11 protein-coding genes and 1 pseudogene are annotated in these 16756 nt (G+C 50.9%); 4 read left to right on the top strand and 8 right to left on the bottom strand.

What is annotated here, in order from left to right:
* Positions 1 to 104: 104 nt before the first annotated feature.
* Positions 105 to 1415: a hypothetical protein gene (locus ACO6S1_RS00960; protein WP_422344500.1), complete on the bottom strand. Its 1311-nt coding sequence runs from the start codon at positions 1413 to 1415 to the stop codon at positions 105 to 107.
* A 90-nt stretch (positions 1416 to 1505) separates the two neighbouring features.
* Entirely contained in the window at positions 1506 to 2189 is a 684-nt protein-coding gene (locus tag ACO6S1_RS00955) for a PEPxxWA-CTERM sorting domain-containing protein (RefSeq protein WP_422344499.1), read from the bottom strand.
* A gap of 450 nt (positions 2190 to 2639) precedes the next feature.
* Here ACO6S1_RS00955 and ACO6S1_RS00950 point away from each other — a divergent pair, with 450 nt between their 5' ends.
* Positions 2640 to 5276, top strand: a complete 2637-nt coding sequence (locus tag ACO6S1_RS00950; RefSeq protein WP_422344498.1) for an AAA family ATPase — start codon at positions 2640 to 2642, stop codon at positions 5274 to 5276.
* A gap of 146 nt (positions 5277 to 5422) precedes the next feature.
* Here ACO6S1_RS00950 and ACO6S1_RS00945 read toward each other — a convergent pair whose 3' ends face one another.
* The gene (locus ACO6S1_RS00945; protein WP_422344497.1) at positions 5423 to 6430 is read right to left on the bottom strand and encodes an alpha/beta hydrolase; all 1008 of its coding nucleotides are present in this window, start codon (positions 6428 to 6430) and stop codon (positions 5423 to 5425) included.
* Positions 6427 to 7551, bottom strand: coding sequence for a WD40/YVTN/BNR-like repeat-containing protein (locus tag ACO6S1_RS00940; RefSeq protein WP_422344496.1), 1125 nt, complete (start codon positions 7549 to 7551; stop codon positions 6427 to 6429). The genes ACO6S1_RS00945 and ACO6S1_RS00940 overlap by 4 nt, the downstream gene beginning before the upstream one ends.
* Positions 7552 to 7765: 214 nt before the next feature.
* Here ACO6S1_RS00940 and ACO6S1_RS00935 point away from each other — a divergent pair, with 214 nt between their 5' ends.
* Together ACO6S1_RS00935 and ACO6S1_RS00930 are read left to right on the top strand one after the other, a co-directional pair.
* Positions 7766 to 8440 (top strand): hypothetical protein, encoded by a 675-nt coding sequence (locus tag ACO6S1_RS00935; protein WP_422344495.1) that lies wholly within the window; start codon positions 7766 to 7768, stop codon positions 8438 to 8440.
* Positions 8441 to 8488: 48 nt separating this feature from the next.
* Positions 8489 to 9907, top strand: a complete 1419-nt coding sequence (locus ACO6S1_RS00930) for a S41 family peptidase (RefSeq protein WP_422344494.1) — start codon at positions 8489 to 8491, stop codon at positions 9905 to 9907.
* Positions 9908 to 9957: 50 nt separating this feature from the next.
* Here ACO6S1_RS00930 and ACO6S1_RS00925 read toward each other — a convergent pair whose 3' ends face one another.
* Entirely contained in the window at positions 9958 to 11139 is a 1182-nt protein-coding gene (locus tag ACO6S1_RS00925; protein ID WP_422344493.1) for a helix-turn-helix domain-containing protein, read from the bottom strand.
* A 191-nt stretch (positions 11140 to 11330) separates the two neighbouring features.
* Between ACO6S1_RS00925 and ACO6S1_RS00920 the strand changes: the two are divergent.
* Positions 11331 to 12088: pseudogene (locus tag ACO6S1_RS00920) on the top strand (MipA/OmpV family protein).
* Positions 12089 to 12228: 140 nt separating this feature from the next.
* Here the strand turns inward: ACO6S1_RS00920 and ACO6S1_RS00915 are convergent.
* The 3 genes from ACO6S1_RS00915 to smc form a co-directional block, all read right to left on the bottom strand.
* Positions 12229 to 12630, bottom strand: a complete 402-nt coding sequence (locus ACO6S1_RS00915; protein WP_422344492.1) for a hypothetical protein — start codon at positions 12628 to 12630, stop codon at positions 12229 to 12231.
* A 32-nt stretch (positions 12631 to 12662) separates the two neighbouring features.
* Entirely contained in the window at positions 12663 to 13139 is a 477-nt protein-coding gene (locus ACO6S1_RS00910; protein ID WP_422344491.1) for a hypothetical protein, read from the bottom strand.
* Positions 13140 to 13294: 155 nt separating this feature from the next.
* Complete coding sequence (gene smc / locus ACO6S1_RS00905; RefSeq protein ID WP_422344490.1) at positions 13295 to 16732, bottom strand: chromosome segregation protein SMC; 3438 nt, start codon at positions 16730 to 16732, stop codon at positions 13295 to 13297.
* Between the last annotated feature and the right edge of the window lie 24 nt (positions 16733 to 16756).

The following is a 16756-nucleotide window of genomic DNA, read 5'->3' as shown; positions in this document are numbered from 1 at the left end:
GAGTGACTGCTTTATCCCGAAAGCGGACATTAGAATTTTAAGGTATCCGCGGCAGATGTCTGAACGCGCTGCGTGCCTTTCCTTTTTGTTTAAACTCCGGTGACCTAGGGACGGCTAGGCGCGGCTGTTTCACCCGGAGGTCGGCGTGGAGCTTTTGTCCCCGGGGGAAGCATATAGAGCATGCTAACTTTGTGATCTCGGTGGCGATTCCACATATAGCAGACGTAATTGTCGATATTGTTCAGCGCGGTTTTGCGCGCCCCCAAATTGCCGCCGGTTGCCGCGATAGCCAGTTCCCTCGGGTTACCCGCTTGAAACATACGGTTCTTTTGTTGACCGGAATCGTCGACCACGACGTCGACGTCATCGGGATCGCGATAACACATGTTGTTTTGTAGGTTCCAGCCGCCAGAGCAAAGGTCATGCCGCTCGTCTCGTGGAGTGGTCAGCGCCGTGCTGCGATGGCCCATTTCATGTAGCATGGTAATCTGGCGTTTTTGCGGAGACATAGTGAAATAAAGTGGAAAAAGCTCGATCGTGTTAGCCACGAGATGGCGCGCAGGGCCTCCTCCGACTCCGTTCTTTGACTTACAGCGGATCCAGACGGGTAAAAGCCCCCGAAAGCCGCCGCAAAAGGCAAGTGACCATTCGGTTAGAATGCTCTCGATTTTTGTTAACATGCGATTGATCTGGCGCGGGCTGTAATCTGCACCAAACCAGTAAGCGAGCGAAGCCGTTTCATATTTGTAAGACGCGTGCCAAAGCAATGCAGCATCGGAGCTATGACGGATGGCTGAGACCTCTTGACGTGCACTTTCGGCATAATAATAGGCGTTGGAATAAGCTCTCATAACGTCTTTGAGGTTGTTCCCGGTGCATTTACCAATGCCCCGTTTTTGTCGCCGAAACTTGGCGACGGTGGGGTCTATAGTTCGCGGCAGATCTTTGATGCCAACGTTGCGCCAAGGATCGCCGTTATATTGTCCCGGTTTCATGAGACTGGAAATCGGAAGCGATGCTGGTGTGATTGTCTTACGGGACTGTGCGGGCTTGGCCTTTGGCACAGCTAGACGAGCCCGGCGAGGGCGCTTGGCTTCCCGTTTTGCCTTTTTTTTTGCTAAGGCCGCGGCAATGGCGGTTTTGCCCTCGGCACTCGTTGACTTGGTCGTACGGGTCCGACGGCGAGTGGTTGCGGTTGGCCTTCCCGACTGCGTTTCTGCACTGCTGTGATGTGTCATAAAGGCTTCGAGGTCGCGGAGTGATTCAAAAGCCTCACGCTTGATCTTTACTTCGCCAGGGACATTATGCTGTTTTCTTAGCGCAGCGACATACCGGGTGAAGGCGCTTTTGTTGAGGCTGTCGATATCGCTCTGAGAACTGCTTATGTTTGTGCTGCGGTGGCGTACATTTGTCATGGCGATGTCCTTCTATTTGCACGGACTGGCGATAAAAGCACCTCGCTGAATTGCTCCAGCGAGGTGCAGGGCTACACTTACGGGTCGCAATTAAGCGTAGCTGACGGTTGTTTTTGTTTTGGTTTGTCGACGCCGGTTGGATCTCAGAGCGCCGCCTACGGCACCAAAACCAAATATCATAAACGCCCAAGTCGCTGGCTCCGGAACAGCACCCATATTACCAATTGTCAGGTTATCAATACCAAATGATCCTGACGAACTTGTCTCGCCATCAGGACCAAAGGCAATAGAACTTATCAGTAGATCCGAAGTCAAGCCGAAGAAATCCAGACGAGAAATCGGGCTAAGTGCAAGATCATAAAGCTGGGTGCTTCCATCTCCAAAAGTTACCAATGCGTCGAAATTTCTGAGGGGTTCTGAGTTGAAGAAATCAAAGCCCACTCCGAACACTCCGCCGCTGGTACCAACCGATGTTGTGTCGAAAAACAGGTTAAAGCTCCCATTGCAGCCTGCACAATATAATTGATTGCCACCGGCATCGAATACAATATTACTATTCGGAGAACCGGTTGTTTCATATCGGGTTTCGCCCACTACAGCAGACATGGCTGCATCGTCCTGAAAGAAGACATACCCTGCGTTTTCGTAGTCATCAACGACAGATGTGCCCAGTGCGCCATTAAAGTTTGTCGCATCGGCATAGACAGTAGTCGCAGCATTTGCTGGAGCGACCAGCATCAAGGCTGAAGAGGTAAGCAGAAGAAATTTTTTCATTGTCCTAATTCCTGTTGATTGCCTCATGCTTCAATACAAATGAAACAGAGGTTTTTGTGCGATCCCCAATATCCCAAAAGCGAACATTGGGATGGGCGGCCGCCATTGCAGCCCGCGCAGATAGATGCGCTTGGATTTTGCGAACCCTAAGTGATGATTAAGTAAGTCAGCTTTTCATTGACCTGGTTATTGGCAACCAACAGCGGCGGTTTTCCGATAGATCTGTCAATCGAACGGTCTAGAATTCTGCTCGGCGGAAATTCTAATCTGACTTTTCTGGACCGATCTCAACATTTTCTATATCCTTCTTAAGTTCTAATCCTGCCTATAAAAAATTATCGCGCCTTTCTTCGGGGAAGCCACCCAATTTTGAAAAATTGCACACCTATTTTTGAATTGCCTTTCCCTGATAAATGACATGATGAACATATACCGGAGTAAGCACATTCGATGTTGTTTGAGAGAGATAATGAGCTTGCGCACCTTTTGAACCTTGCCGAAAACGTGACGCAATCGAACGGACAACTCGTGACGATTAGCGGGGAAGCGGGGATCGGCAAATCTAGTCTGTTAAGGGCATTTACCCAGCAGATAGATGACAAAAATGATTGCGTCTGGGGAATGTGTGACGCGCTTTTTACGCCCCGTCCGCTGGGGCCTTTGCATGATATTCTAGAAATGTTGCCTGATCTGGAAACAGACCGGCGACTGGAAGCCGGAATCGAGCTTTTCCCTAGATTGCTTTCCTATTTTTCAAACCTTTCTGCTCCGATGGTTCTGATTATTGAAGACGTCCACTGGGCCGACAATGGCACGCTGGATTTCATCCGGTTCCTCGGGCGCAGGATTACGTTATGTCCTATCCTTTTCATCATAACTTACCGGGACGATGAACTGGGCCGAGATCACCCATTGACCAGAATATTGGGGGATCTACCCAACGATCGGCTGCATCGCATTGGCTTGAAGCCGCTATCTATGAAATCGGTTAAGGAAATGGCGAGCGGTGATGTGGACCCGGCAAGCTTGATGCAGATTACCGGCGGCAATCCTTTTTTTGTTTCCGAGATATTGGCCGATGGTTCCGACAAAAATCGGCGTGTTCCAGAGTCTGTACAAGACGCTGTAAACAGTCGCTTATCGCGCTTGGAAGAAGCGCACAGGCTCATGTTAGAGCAGTTGAGTATAATTGCCGTTCCGATTGCTCCTGAACTGCATTGCAGTGAAATGGAAAATAGTGAGCGCTGGATTGCAGCATCGCTGAGTGTGGGCATTCTGCAAGAAGAGTCTGACGGCAAGTTGCGCTTTCGGCATGAATTGGCGAGGCGAGCCACAGCGTCCCGTTTCTCTTCCATTGAGCTGCGTGGCCTGCACAAAAGGCATCTCGATATCTTGTTGCGATCTCCCGAGAAATACAGTTTTGCAGAGCTTATGCATCATGCAAAAGGTGCCGCAGATGCCGCGGCAATAATGCGCTATGCGTCCGCTGCAGCAGAAAATGCCGCTCGGCTTGGGGCGCACAGAGAGGCCGCGGGTTATCTGGAGGCAGCGCTTCAATATATTGATATAGCCGACACCCAAGAAGCAGCAGAAATCTATGAAGCCTGGGCATATGAATCCAGCATTTCAAACCAAATTGATGATCGCGTTTTGGAGGCTACTCGACACGCTCTTACGCTTTGGCGTGCGATTGGCCGTAGCGACAAAATAGCGGAAAATTTGCGATCATTGTCGCGGCTTCATTGGTACCGTGGTGAGTCAGCACAAGCCAATCGGTATCTTGATGAAGCGGTCAAGTTGTTCGAACAATTGCAGGATGATGGTAAATTGGCCCTTGCCTATTCTATGCGATCACAAATGATGATGCTGAATAGCCATATGGAAGAGGCAATTTCTTGGGGCGAACGCGCATTGACAAAGGCAGGTGAAACAGAAGCGTCAGAAGTGCGGGTGCATGCTCTCAACAACGTCGGTACTGCAAAATTGTTTCTTGGAGACAAAACCGGGATTGATGATCTGCAACAGAGCCTGTCCTTAGCTATTTCCAAAAACCTGCATGAAGATGCGGCGCGGGTTTATACCAACTTGTCGGAATATGCTGTTGATATCCGAGATTTGGAATTGGCGGAAAAAACTATCACAGATGGTGTCGCGTTTGACACCAAACATGATTTGGATTCTTGGACCTACTATCTGCTCGGCCGTAAGGTTCAATTGCGACTGGAACAGGGGCGATTGGAAGAAGCTGTTTCGATTGCCCAAGAGGTTATTGAGACGGAAGGGCAGACGCTTTTGATGCGTTTACCAGCGCGGATAATGTTGGCGCGCGCGCAGCTGCGCTTAGCCGATAAAGAAGCGATCAAAACACTCGAACAAGCCCGGCATGACGCACTGGAAACAGGTGAAGTACAATATCAAATACCCATTTTATTAGGATTTCTGGAGAAAGCTTGGCTGTCTGGTGCCGCAGCCGTTGTCGATGATGCAATGTTTGCTCTTGGCAAAATTGATATAGAACGCTTCAGCGTTTGGACTAAGGGCGAATATGCTTTTTGGGCTAAGTTGCTGGGCCGGCCAACAGGCTTGTCTTTTAACAGTCCAATCACTTCTTTTGATGATGCCGTTGATGGACATTATGAGAAAGCTGGCGATAAATTTGCCGATGCCGGCGCCAATTATCTTGCTAATATTTGCTATGGTTTGAGCGCAAAACCGTCCCTTGTTTCTAAGGCACTCACAAGCTTACGGGAACAGAAGGCAGATGCGGCCGTCGCGCGCTTGATTGATGCGGCAGAAACAAGAGGCATTGGACGCGACAGATTAAAAATTCCACGCGGTCCCTACAACGCCGCGCGCCAAAATTCGCTGGGCCTGACGGCCAAAGAGCAAGTCGTTTTGAAACTCCTTGGCCAAGGTCTGAGCAATGGAGAGATCGCTGAAACCCTGTCCAGATCACCAAGAACAATTGAGCATCACGTTTCCTCGATTTTGCAAAAGATGAACGTTGAAAATCGAATGGCAGCAGTGCTCAAATTAAAGGATGAACCCTGGCACTTTGACATGGTCAAAGATGATTTATTGTCGTGAGATCAGTGTCAGGGAATGCAACAATTGGGGCTAGTAAATCATTTGGATATGGAGTCCGCTTTTGCGCCCATAGCGGACACAAGCCTTGTGGCTGCTATATCCCGAAAGCGGACACTAGATTCGGCACTGGAAACCAACCCTTAGCTTTATGTGTCACCTTTTTTGAAACATGTGGCCTTATCCAAGAAATCAGCAACGGCATCGACCAATATCTCGTTCACCGGCGCTGTTTCATCTTGATAACTGGCCATTTGTTTCTGCCTATCGGCCGTCTCTATCTCTTTGAGCACATGGTTCATGTTTTCGATTACGACCAATTTGGCATTCCTATTTGAAGAGGCCAATCTTTCTGCATCTTGCATGGACACTTGAATATCTTTGTTTCCTTGCAAGATTAATATGGGCTGATTCAAGGTCTTGATTTTCGACGCTGGATCAGTTGCAAACATATCGATTAAAAACCCTTGCACAGCGGGATCAAACAACCCTTTTAGCGCTGGATGAAGCTGGGATGTATCGACCCGCTTTCCATCTTCTATGCTATTAATTGCACTCATTGCTTGCGGCAGTAAGGGGGCGTTCGCGGGATTAGCCTTTAGCTGTTCTCGCAGGATATCTCCCATTTTTCGACCGGGGGCTCCAACTAGGATCAGTCCACAGATTTTAGCCTCATCTCGCGCAGCATTGAGCGCAACCAATCCGCCCTCCGAATGCCCAAGGAGCCAAATACAATTGCGCCCTGTTCGTTTTTTCATGGCGTCAGCCCACGTCAACACGTCATCGGCATATTCGCCTAGAGTAACGTTGTTGGGATCAGGCACAGCAGCGCTGCTACCAAACATGCCGCGCTTATCAATCCGAAGCGTCGCGATGTTTTTCTTTTGCAGCGCCTCTGCCAGCAAGCGATAGCTTGACGCCTTTATCCCAAGAGGACTGTTGCCATCGCGATCAGTCGGCCCAGATCCCGGTATGATAAGTATCAGGGGACCTGTGCCATCCGTCTCAATTAAGGTTCCAGCCAAATTGCCGTCAGGTCCGCGCGCTGTTACTTGTTTTTCAAATTTTGATGAGGGAGATGCCAAAAGCTCGCTACCGCTTGTGATTGTCAATGCGACCAACGTTAGAAAAAGACCATTGAATTGGCGACTTATCATTTCAACCCCCCGTTACCATTTGCGAATAGTTTCAGACGCTGAACCTGCGTTCCGATCGCATATATATCTGCGCCCAATTCAGTCTTTACGATCTTGAATTTATTCGCTGCTTTGGCAATTGGAACCGACTGAAAGCTGGCACCGCCATCATCGGTGTAAAAGCCGCCTGCCATTGTCCCCACCCAACCGCGCTTTTCATCGATAAATCCAATTCCGAACTGACGCGCCTTGGCATTCAAGGTCAGCGGTATTTCGCTCCAATTCCGGCCACCGTCAGTTGTTTTGATAAGCAATTGCTGCTCACGTGTCTGGTCATAGCTCTGCACTGTCGCATAGCCCGTTTGACGGGTTGGGAAAGACGCTTTCCAGATCAGCTCGCCTTTTCGACTACCGCGATAGACCTCTTTCCAGTTTTTGCCGCCGTCTTGTGTTGACAAAATCAGTCCATGGTTTTCGTCAGCCTCCAAACTGCTGGCAAAAACCATTCCGACATTCTCGCTAAAAAACTTCACGTCCAATATCATACCTGCATGATCGGTCATATCGATAACGGTCCAATTGGCACCACCATCAACTGACCGTAAAATACCTGTCGGACCGCCCACGCGGCCCGCGGCGTGAATGACGGTTCGAGGCTGTTTGACACCTTGATATATCCGATCCGTCTTTAAAATATCGATAGCGCACACACCCTTTATGGTGGTGTCCCCCAAATCAACTGGTGTCCAGTTTATGCCACCATCATCTGTACGATAGAGGGGAGTTTCGTCTGTAACACCCGGATAATAGTCGGTTCCGACATTGCCAATATAGCCGCTCGTATTACTGATAAAACCGACCGCCCGAATGAAGGTACCCGGACGACTGGCAACAAGATCCCAATTGTCTCCGCCGTCTGTCGTTGCATAAAGGTCTCCCTTGCCAGTGCCATACCAGCCATGAGTTGGTGAGGAGAAACTAATGTCATCGCGCTTTCCGCTATAGGGAGCCGTATCAAGAGTCTGCCAGTCGCTGGAAAGGACGTGCGGAGGGTTCCCACTCGATGCACTGGATGCCTTCAAGGCGCATGCCGGGATTAATACTAGAGAGGCCAAAGCGGCATAATATGGCAATTTGATCATTCATATATCTCCTTGGGCAAATGGATGTTCTCGCGAATATTCCCGTTCAGTCGATGGACGAAAGCATATATAACAAAACTTTTGATTTTTTGATGTCCGTCCATGACAGCAAGGACAACCCCCTTCAGTTCCGGTGTCCTGCCCATCATGCGAAGATGTCCGACTGCACGGGTGTAGTTACCACCGTCTCATCGAACAAAAGAAAGGGTAAGACATGCAGCATATCGGCTCAGGACTATTGATGTTGGCAGCGTTGACCGGAACGCAGCCGCTAGCCGCCCAGAATTATCTAAAGGATGCTTTGGCCGCGCAAACAAATGGACCAGTCTATTCTTATCAACTGCAATATATGTCGCCGGAATTTCGGGCAACAGCACGGGTCAACCCCAGTCGAGCGAGGGGCCAACGCATAACCGTCCTCTCCCCGGCAAAATCTGAATGGGGTAAAGACGAGAAACGCGCGCTGGCCGACGTTGATAAGGATGCTGGCAAAGCATTTTGGTGCCACAGTTTTGCCAAACGCATTCCATATCAAAGCGCAAAGCTGATCAGTCAAACTGACAAAACGGCAACATATCGCTTTGTTCCTTTGCCAGAGCCGGGCGATGCTGATGATGCGAAAATAATGCGCAATCTGGTTGGTTCGGTTGTCGTGCATAAAACCAAACCAGCCATTCTGAAATTTGGTCTAAAAGCGCCCAAATCTTTCAAACCGGCCTTTATCGCCCGCATCAAAACCTTTGTGTTGAGCGCCAGCTGCGCGCGAACCGCCGATGGCAGGACATATGTCAGCCGCTTCGAGCTCAATGTCTCTGGTTCAGCGATGATGCAAAAATTTACCGAGAAAGAAACCCGTATCCATTCGCGCCTAAAGCGCGCCGTGAATTGATCTGGCACAGAATTTTCAAACGATAACATCCCAAAAGGAATTCGATAGATGACGAAGAATATCACACGCACATTAATGGCCGCTACATTTCTATTGTCTTGTGGAGCCGGCGTGCAGGGCATTGAAGCCAAGAAGGTTAAGCTCGCGAGCCAAACCGATCTACATGGAATATGGCAGTCAGAGGGATATGGATATGTTGTCGAGACTGATTCAAAAAATGTGACATTATACGACGTCACAGATCGGGTCTGTGTTCGATCAACCGAGAAAGCAGAACAGATAAAGCACTATCTGCAAGATACACCTCCTGATGTCTCACCAGACAAACAAACGGCCTTGTTCCGGACGACGCTAGAGGACTACGCGATTTCTCTTCAGCGCATTTCAAACTTGCCTGCGGTTTGTGATAAACTGACCCCAAATACTCCGCAGGAGAATTTCGAAGCCTTTGTAAGCTATTTCGAGACGCACTACGCGTTTTTTGATTTGTATAATGTCGACTGGGCGTCCGCTGTGGCCGAAAAACGACCGCTTGTTAGTGATGATACGAGTGATGCGGACCTATTTGCGATCATGAAGGATCTTATGCAGCCGATGAAAGACGGGCATTTGTCTCTGTCTGCCACAATTGACGGCGAGAAAAAGATATATGGGCCCAATAGAGGTATTATTACAGATACGTTAAGCCAGCGTGCCAAAGCGGAAGGAACGGACAGAAAGGGAAAGAGCGATGCTTTCTTGAAAAAATATTGGTTGGAAGGGGTCGGTGAAAAAATTCTCAATGGCGACGGTGAATTGGCTGCAGGTTTTTTTATTCAATATGGAATGCCCACCGAAGATATCGCGTATATCGGATTTCTAACGGTTGCCGGCTTTGGGAATGGGGATTTACTTAATGAACGCCGCGACCTTGCGGCCCTTGATAAAATTATGGACAAAGCTCTGGCCAAGTTTGACAAGGCCGGCGCCAAAGCGGTCATAATCGATCTGAGTACAAATTTAGGCGGATATGATTTTATAAGCCGCAAAATTGCTGGTCGCTTTGCGGATAAAAAAAGGTTTATATATTCGAAATATGCTGCTGATCGCCTCAACGCAGAGCCTCATAAGCAATATGTAGAACCTTATAGTACAACAGGTTTTACTGGCCCCGTCTATGTGCTGACATCCAATGCCACTGTAAGTGGAGGCGAGATTCTGACCATGGCTTTGCGCGTATTGCCCAATGCCACCCATGCCGGGCAGGCGACCCGTGGGGCACTGTCTGATGTTTTGGACAAAAGTCTTCCCAATGGCTGGAAACTGTCGTTATCGAATGAAGTCTACACAGATGCTGATGGAAAGAAATGGGAAGGCAGAGGTATAAAACCGGATCTCCCTATCACAGTCTTTGACCCTGAAAACCTGACACAAAGCCATATTGAGGCCGTCAAAACGCTAATCACGCATATCAGGCAGAACCACTAAATATTTTGGCAATGGCAACATAAGAAACGCCTTCGCAATCCTATCACAAACTATGACTGGGTTTTAAGTGATCGATATTGTGAAGGCGTTTGCCCGGTTTCCTTTTTAAAAGCATTGTAAAATGACGATCTGGAATTGAAGCCGACGTCATAGGCAATGTTGGTCACTTGCTCATTGCTTTCCCGCAACAACGGCATCGCTTCCTTGATCCGCCATCGGTTGACATAGTCAAAGAACGTGTCGTTCAGCTCGCCATTGAGCGTTTGCGATACGTAGTTAGGGTGAGCCGAGATATGGCTAGAAAGATCCCGTAAGGACAGATTGGGATTCATGTGAAGCTTGTCCATTTGCATAGCATGATCAATTTTGCTCGCGATGCGCTCAATCTGTTCTTGCGATAGCGCAGACCTGTCATATTTTTGTTTTTCGCTCTTGGTTTCCGGCGATGCTCCGCGATAATCTCCACTTTCTTCTATGTTATTCCCATTTTGCCTGAGACCCGGCAGCTGGCGCAGACCCCAAATAGATAGCGTCCATATTAGAGCAACATTGGCAAGTTCGCCCACGATCTCGATATTGCCGGGGGCTTCGAAGAACGTGCTGTAGAGTCCCCAAAGGACGTTTGTCAGCAAAAGCCCAAGCATCCACAAAACCCAGGTCAATTGCCGGTTATGGGTGCTGGCATAGAGATCTTTCAACCGCTTCCAATATTTCAGCAACCGGAAAAATATCGGGAATATATATCCAATTAACTGTCCCATATAAATTAGCGCGATGCCGACAAGGAGAACGGTTGCAATCACAACCGCTTGGGAATCCGTGGCTGAGCCGTCGCCGATAATCTGCTCTATCACCGCAGAGGAGAAACCGGCCATTGCGATACACACGCCGATACCGAGTATGAAAGGCACAAGATGGAAGCTGTCTTTCCAGTTTAGTTCGACCGGTTCTTCCGATGTTAGTGCCACAACATATTTCCAGATGGCTGGCGCCAAGAGCAATGTTGCCGGAATTCCTGAAAGGTTAATCGCATGTTCGATGGCGCGGTTGTCAATTTGAAAGGCGGCGGGAACCGAAGATAGTTCGGTTACGGCATTGGCCAGGAAAAAAATGATCAGCGGTGCGCGTACATCCGGATTGGCTTTACGCATCGCAAGTATATTGGCGGATAGCAGAGATTGCGCCAGCGCAATCACAGTCAGAACCAAAGCCAGTGTTTGTAAATTGCTCACTTTAGTCTCCTGCGTCCTGAACATCCGTAGATGCCAGCGGCGCTGTAGTTACAAGATATTTTTGATGCCCCTTGTCCATCTATGACGGCGAAGACATGGCTTTTGTCCCTCTCCACATGAAAAGATGAAGGATCAACTCCGTCGCGCCATCTGCCTGTCTCAAGATCAAATATTAAACGACGGAGACCGCAATGCGCAAATATATCACAGTGATTACAACCCTTTCCCTGCTCTCTATCTCTCAGATTGCTCAAGCCGAGTTTAACGGGTTCGGGCAATCTGAAGGGTTCACATTGGGCGGCGGAGTGATTACCGAATTTTCCCCATATGAAGGTGTCGAAACACCCGATATCAACCCTGTCCCGTATATCGCCTTTGACTGGGAAAATGCTCATATCGGTGTGGACGGCGTGACCTATAGTTTTTTCAATACTGATAATCTTGAAATTACTGTTCTGGCAGAACCGCGATGGTCTTTTGCGGATCCGGATGAATCCCCCTTATTTGAAGGAATAGAGAGAAAGACGGCTTTGGAAGTTGGTGCAAGCGCGAAGCTAGCGTTGGGCAATCTATATGCAGAAGCGCAATTTCAGCATGATGTGACGGACATCCATAATGGTTACGAAGTAATGGCAAAAATTGGCTTGGAACAGGAATTTGGCCGCTTTGCAATTGACATAGGGGGCGGCACATCTTTTCAGGACAAAAACTGAACGCACATCTATTCGGTGTCCGGCCGGAAGAAGCCCGCGCCGATTTACCGGAATTCTCGCCACGTGGGTCCTTTAACTATTTCGCTGAAACAGAACTGGGTTATGCATTGGGCGACAAAACCATGATTTTCGGTTTCGCCAGATATACGCGGCTCAGCAAAAGAGTGCGGATTAGCCCTCTCGTCAACAAAAAGCGATCGGCTACTATGGGTTTAGCGATATTGCGGCGGTTTTAGCTATTACATAATAGCTTAGCAGACCAACTGTTAATGCCCGCTTTTGCGCCCAAAGCGGACACTTGCTTAGTGGCTGCTACATCCCGAAAGCGGACGCTGACTTTGACAATTTTGGAGGACCACAACTGGATGAAAGCCGGTCATTCGTCCTGAGGTGTCGCGACTTTAATGGTCGCAGAAAAGATCATAACCGAAAACCCTTTAGCCTTGACTTCCTGTAGTGCCCTTTTGTCCGCTCCCGCCTTAAAGGTCGGTCCATTTGTCGAGACTTCTTGGCGAAAACGCCATGGAGCATATTGTTGGGGAAGGTTCGTACCTAACTCGTCGATACTGTAAGCCATAGCCCCACCACTACCGGCAAACATATAAAGGGTTTCCACTTGCTGTTCTCCAACCGCTGTCGTCTCCGTAGCACAGGCTGCGACGGCAATTGCAATCGGTAATAACCAAACAGGACGTATCACACTTCTCATTTCTGAATACGCTACGGCACTACTTAAACGTCCGCAAGTGGGGCGATTGCCGAAGGAAAGCCTTTGCATGTTTGTGTCCGCTTTTGCACCCAAAGCAGACGCTATAACCATGGAATCAATTCGTAATGTTCGGCTCCAAATTCAGGTACACAATCTAAACTACCTCTACCGCACCCGAAAACTGCTAGTCGGCCTACAAATCCCGACAGGACTATTAATGGCAAAAAATTTTCCGTGTAAAGTTGGAAGCCAACTTCGAAGCAGGTGTCATTTTCATAAGTAATAATTTTTTTGATTTCTCTAGGTGCATTGAGGATGGGCGGAAGATTTAAAACCTCTTCGTCCTTCAATTTTTCCACGTTTTTTGAAAAAGTTAAGATACCAATTTCTAAATCACTTTCTATGTCGACCACATCTTGCACATAGCTTTGTACAACCAACCTACTGTTATCCGCTGCAGTAAAAACAATAGCATCTGGGCGTTTGTCGCTAAGTCTCCGAATACTAAGGGATGCAATGGAACCGGTGAGGAATGCACCTAAATCTATACCCTCATTCAAAAATTTTTGCGGCTGCATCTGTACTGTCCAATTGAAAAAATAAGAGGGGTATGTAATGCAGACCTCGAAAGGGTTTGTCATCACTTTCCAAGACATCGATATGTGATCCATTGCCTCGATCTAGCGAATTCCTAGCGTCCGCTTTTGCGCCCAAAGCAGACTCTGCTTCACGCTCACTCCGCCGCCAGTAACTCTTCCGCCGCATCCAGATCCACAGACACCAGCTGCGAAATGCCGCGTTCAATCATGGTTACGCCGAATAACCGATGCATCCGGCTCATCGTCACCGCATTATGGGTCACGATCAGATAACGGGTGTTGGTTTCCGCGACCATCTTGTCGAGCAGGTCACAGAAGCGCTCGATATTCGCATCATCCAGTGGCGCATCAACCTCGTCGAGCACACAGATCGGAGCGGGATTGGTCAGGAACAGGCCAAAGATCAGCGCGACCGCGGTCAGTGCCTGCTCACCGCCTGACAAAAGAGTGAGAGATGTCAGCTTCTTGCCCGGTGGCTGTGCCATGATTTCCAGACCGGCTTCCAGCGGATCATCGCTGTCAACCAGCGCGAGATGCGCCTTGCCGCCGTCAAACAGGGTTGTGAACAGCCGCTGGAAATGCTGATCCACCTCTTGAAACGCCGCGAGCAGCCGTTGTCGGCCTTCGCGGTTGAGACTGCCGATGGAGCCGCGCAGCTGGTTGATCGCCTCATTTAACTCATTGCTTTCCTTTGTGGATTTTTCCCACTCTGTCTCCAATTCCTCCAACTCATCGGCCGCTACCAGATTAACCGGCCCGATCCGCTCCCGGCTCAGCGTCAGCCGTTCGAGTTCCGCTGATTCCAGTCCGGCTTCACCAACCGTCTCTTCATCAAACCCACATTTCTCTGCTAGCAATTGCGGCGGACATTCAAATTTCTCACCCGAAATCCGGCCCATCTCGACACGGCGCAAGTCCTGATTTTCTGCTCGCGCTTTCGCTCCGGCCCGTTCCTCGCGTGCCTGACTGAGCGCCTCGCTCGTGGCGTTTAACCGGTCTTCATGATCGCGCTGCGCCAGTTCAGCCGTCTGCTGTGCGGCGTCTTTTTCAGCGACCACGGCGTTCAAGGCATCCTGCTGCTCCTGCAGCTTGGTCACTTCGACTTCAATCACGCGCGGGCGATCAGCGAGCTTTTCAACCTCGGTCTCAATCGCCGCGCCGCGCTTGCTCATCTCTGCCATGCGTGTGGCGGCCTCGCTGGAGCGATCCTGCCAGGATTTTATCTGCGCGCATGCCACGGCTTTTTGCTCTTTCACCTGTGCCAGCTTCTGATCGAGTGCGGACAGAGCGGCGTGTGAAGACATGACGTGCTGCCGGGCCGCGTCGCGCTGATCCTGCAGAGCAGCACGCGCGCTTTCTTGTGCAGCGCCATCGGGTTGGCTTGTGCGTTCTTTCTGGGCCGCTGCCAATTCGGCATGCGCGGTGGCCGCTTCTTCTTTAAGGGCCGCTTCCCGCTCGGACAGGCTAGCCGTTCTCTTTTGCAGCCAGCCTAGCGCTTCTTCTGCTTGATCTGCTTCCCGCAGCGCTTGCCGCAGCAAATCCTCTGCCTCTCGCCGCGCTGTTCGCGCTTCGACAAGCTGTTGTTCGGCGATCGCAATGGCTTCCTGCTGGCTGTGTAAGGCGGTTTCCGCCGCGGCGACTTTCGCTTCGGCTGGCCCAAGCAAGCCGGTTAATTCGGTCAGGCGATTGGCCCGCACAAGTCTTTCGGCGCTGGCATTGCCATCATCACGAGCGACAAAACCGTCCCAACGGCGCAAGGCCCCCGATTTGGTAACCAGCCTTTGGCCAACCGTGAGTGACTGGTTGGCATCGCTGTCGGCAACAAAAATTTGCGACAGGCGGCTGTGCAACTGTTCTGGCGCGTCGACATGATCGAGCAAGGCTTCGGTTCCGGCTGGAGCTTTGCCGGCCGCAGGGGCGCTGCCTCCACCCCAAAAACGGTCGCCTTCTTCGCCGATCGAAGCCAGCAAATCATCACCCAATGCCGCCGCCAAAGCCCGCTCATATCCGGGCGCAGCCCTCACCTGGTCGATGGCCTTGTGATCGCTCTCGCCTTTGGAAAGTTCGCGCTCTAACGCGCTGTGTTCGGATGTGAGCCCCGCCAGTTCCGCCTTCGCGGAGGCCAGCGCAGACTCAGCCGCATCACGGGCTTCGCTAGCGGCCAGCCGCTCTGCCTCCAGCGCCGCGATTTGCGATCCGCTGGTATCAGCCTGTTTCTGGGCCGCTTCCCGCGCCGCAACCGCTGCGGCAGAAGCCGCTTTCAGTTCGGCCTCATCGCCCATTTCGGCGCGTTCCTGAGCCAGCCGTTCCAGTTCGACGGTCAAACGATTGTGACGGGTTTCGGCGGCTTCCAAGGCGGCATTGGCTACCTTGATCTCCGCTTGAATCCGCGCTTCTTCGGCCACGGCTTTGGCGAGTTCCACTTCACTGTCACTTGCGGCGCGTTCCGCTTTTTCCGCTTGTTTTTCCAGGTCCGGGCGCTCTGCTTCGAGTGCTGCAAGCTCGGTTGTCAGGCGTTTGTCATCCTGTTCGAGCCGCGACAGAGCTTCCATCGCATCGCGGGTCAATTGATCCTCGCGCGCGTTGTCATCGTGGATGCGCTGGGCCTGTGACTGGAGGTCGAGCAGACGGGATTTCAGGTTATCGCGTTCATTGGTCAAGGAGAGAAGCCGATGACTGGACTCACTGGCTTCCTCGCGCGCTCTGGTGAGGTCTGCGCGCAATATGCCAAGCGTCTTCGCGCTTTCATTTTGCGCTTTCACTGCCGATTGTTGGGCGTTCTGGGCAGCGTTGACCCTGGCTTCTGCCGCTTCCGCTTCGGCTTTCGCAGCGTCGGCGGCCGCTGCCGCTTCTTTCCAGCGGGCGAAGATCAAGCGCGCTTCGACCGTCGTGATCTGGCCGCTCAGTTTCCTGTAGCGTTCGGCCTGCTTGGCTTGTCGGCGCAAGGCTTGGGCGCGCTGTTCCATATCGCCTAGAATATCGTCGAGCCGCGCGAGGTTTTTCTCCGCCGCCCGCAATTTCTGTTCGGCATCTTTGCGGCGAACATGCAGCCCGGAAATACCCGCTGCTTCTTCAAGCATTTCCCGTCGGTCGGTCGGTTTGGACGAGATTACATTGCTGATCTTACCCTGACTGACCAGCGCCGGACTGTGCGCACCGGTGGCGGCATCGGCAAATATCAGCGCAACATCCTTGGCCCGGACGTCGGTGCCATTGGCGCGATAAGCACTGCCGGCCCCGCGCTCAATGCGCCGGACAATCTCCAGCTCGCTGTCATTGTCACCGACGTGAAGCGAGGACACATCATTCGTCTCACGCTCAGCATGCAACGCAACTTCGGCAAATTGCCTCTGCGGGCGTTGGTCGGTACCGGCAAAGATCACATCTTCCATACCGCCTCCGCGCATGGATTTGGCAGAGTTTTCACCCATGACCCAGCGAATGGCTTCAAGAAGGTTGGACTTTCCACAACCATTGGGGCCGACCACGCCGGTCAGCCCTTTTTCAATGCGCAGCTCGGTGGGATCGACAAAGCTCTTGAAGCCCGAAAGTTTGAGCTTCTTTATTTGCACGCCGGTTGGCCCGCTTGGCTGTTA

The sequence above is a fragment of the Parasphingorhabdus sp. genome (assembly GCF_965233695.1).
In the GTDB taxonomy this organism is placed as follows: Bacteria; Pseudomonadota; Alphaproteobacteria; order Sphingomonadales; family Sphingomonadaceae; genus Parasphingorhabdus.
The sequence above is the reverse complement of the archived record's forward strand: the minus strand, read 5'-3'. Positions and strand labels throughout refer to the sequence as shown.

Excerpts from the sequence above, each read along its gene's own strand:
- ACO6S1_RS00940 (WP_422344496.1), bottom strand. The coding sequence starts at position 7,551 with ATGATCAAATTGCCATATTATGCCGCTTTGGCCTCTCTAGTATTAATC.
- ACO6S1_RS00910 (WP_422344491.1), bottom strand. The coding sequence starts at position 13,139 with ATGCAGCCGCAAAAATTTTTGAATGAGGGTATAGATTTAGGTGCATTC.
- ACO6S1_RS00955 (WP_422344499.1), bottom strand. The coding sequence starts at position 2,189 with ATGAAAAAATTTCTTCTGCTTACCTCTTCAGCCTTGATGCTGGTCGCT.
- ACO6S1_RS00960 (WP_422344500.1), bottom strand. The coding sequence starts at position 1,415 with ATGACAAATGTACGCCACCGCAGCACAAACATAAGCAGTTCTCAGAGC.
- ACO6S1_RS00930 (WP_422344494.1), top strand. The coding sequence starts at position 8,489 with ATGACGAAGAATATCACACGCACATTAATGGCCGCTACATTTCTATTG.
- ACO6S1_RS00915 (WP_422344492.1), bottom strand. The coding sequence starts at position 12,630 with ATGCAAAGGCTTTCCTTCGGCAATCGCCCCACTTGCGGACGTTTAAGT.
- ACO6S1_RS00935 (WP_422344495.1), top strand. The coding sequence starts at position 7,766 with ATGCAGCATATCGGCTCAGGACTATTGATGTTGGCAGCGTTGACCGGA.
- ACO6S1_RS00950 (WP_422344498.1), top strand. The coding sequence starts at position 2,640 with ATGTTGTTTGAGAGAGATAATGAGCTTGCGCACCTTTTGAACCTTGCC.
- ACO6S1_RS00945 (WP_422344497.1), bottom strand. The coding sequence starts at position 6,430 with ATGATAAGTCGCCAATTCAATGGTCTTTTTCTAACGTTGGTCGCATTG.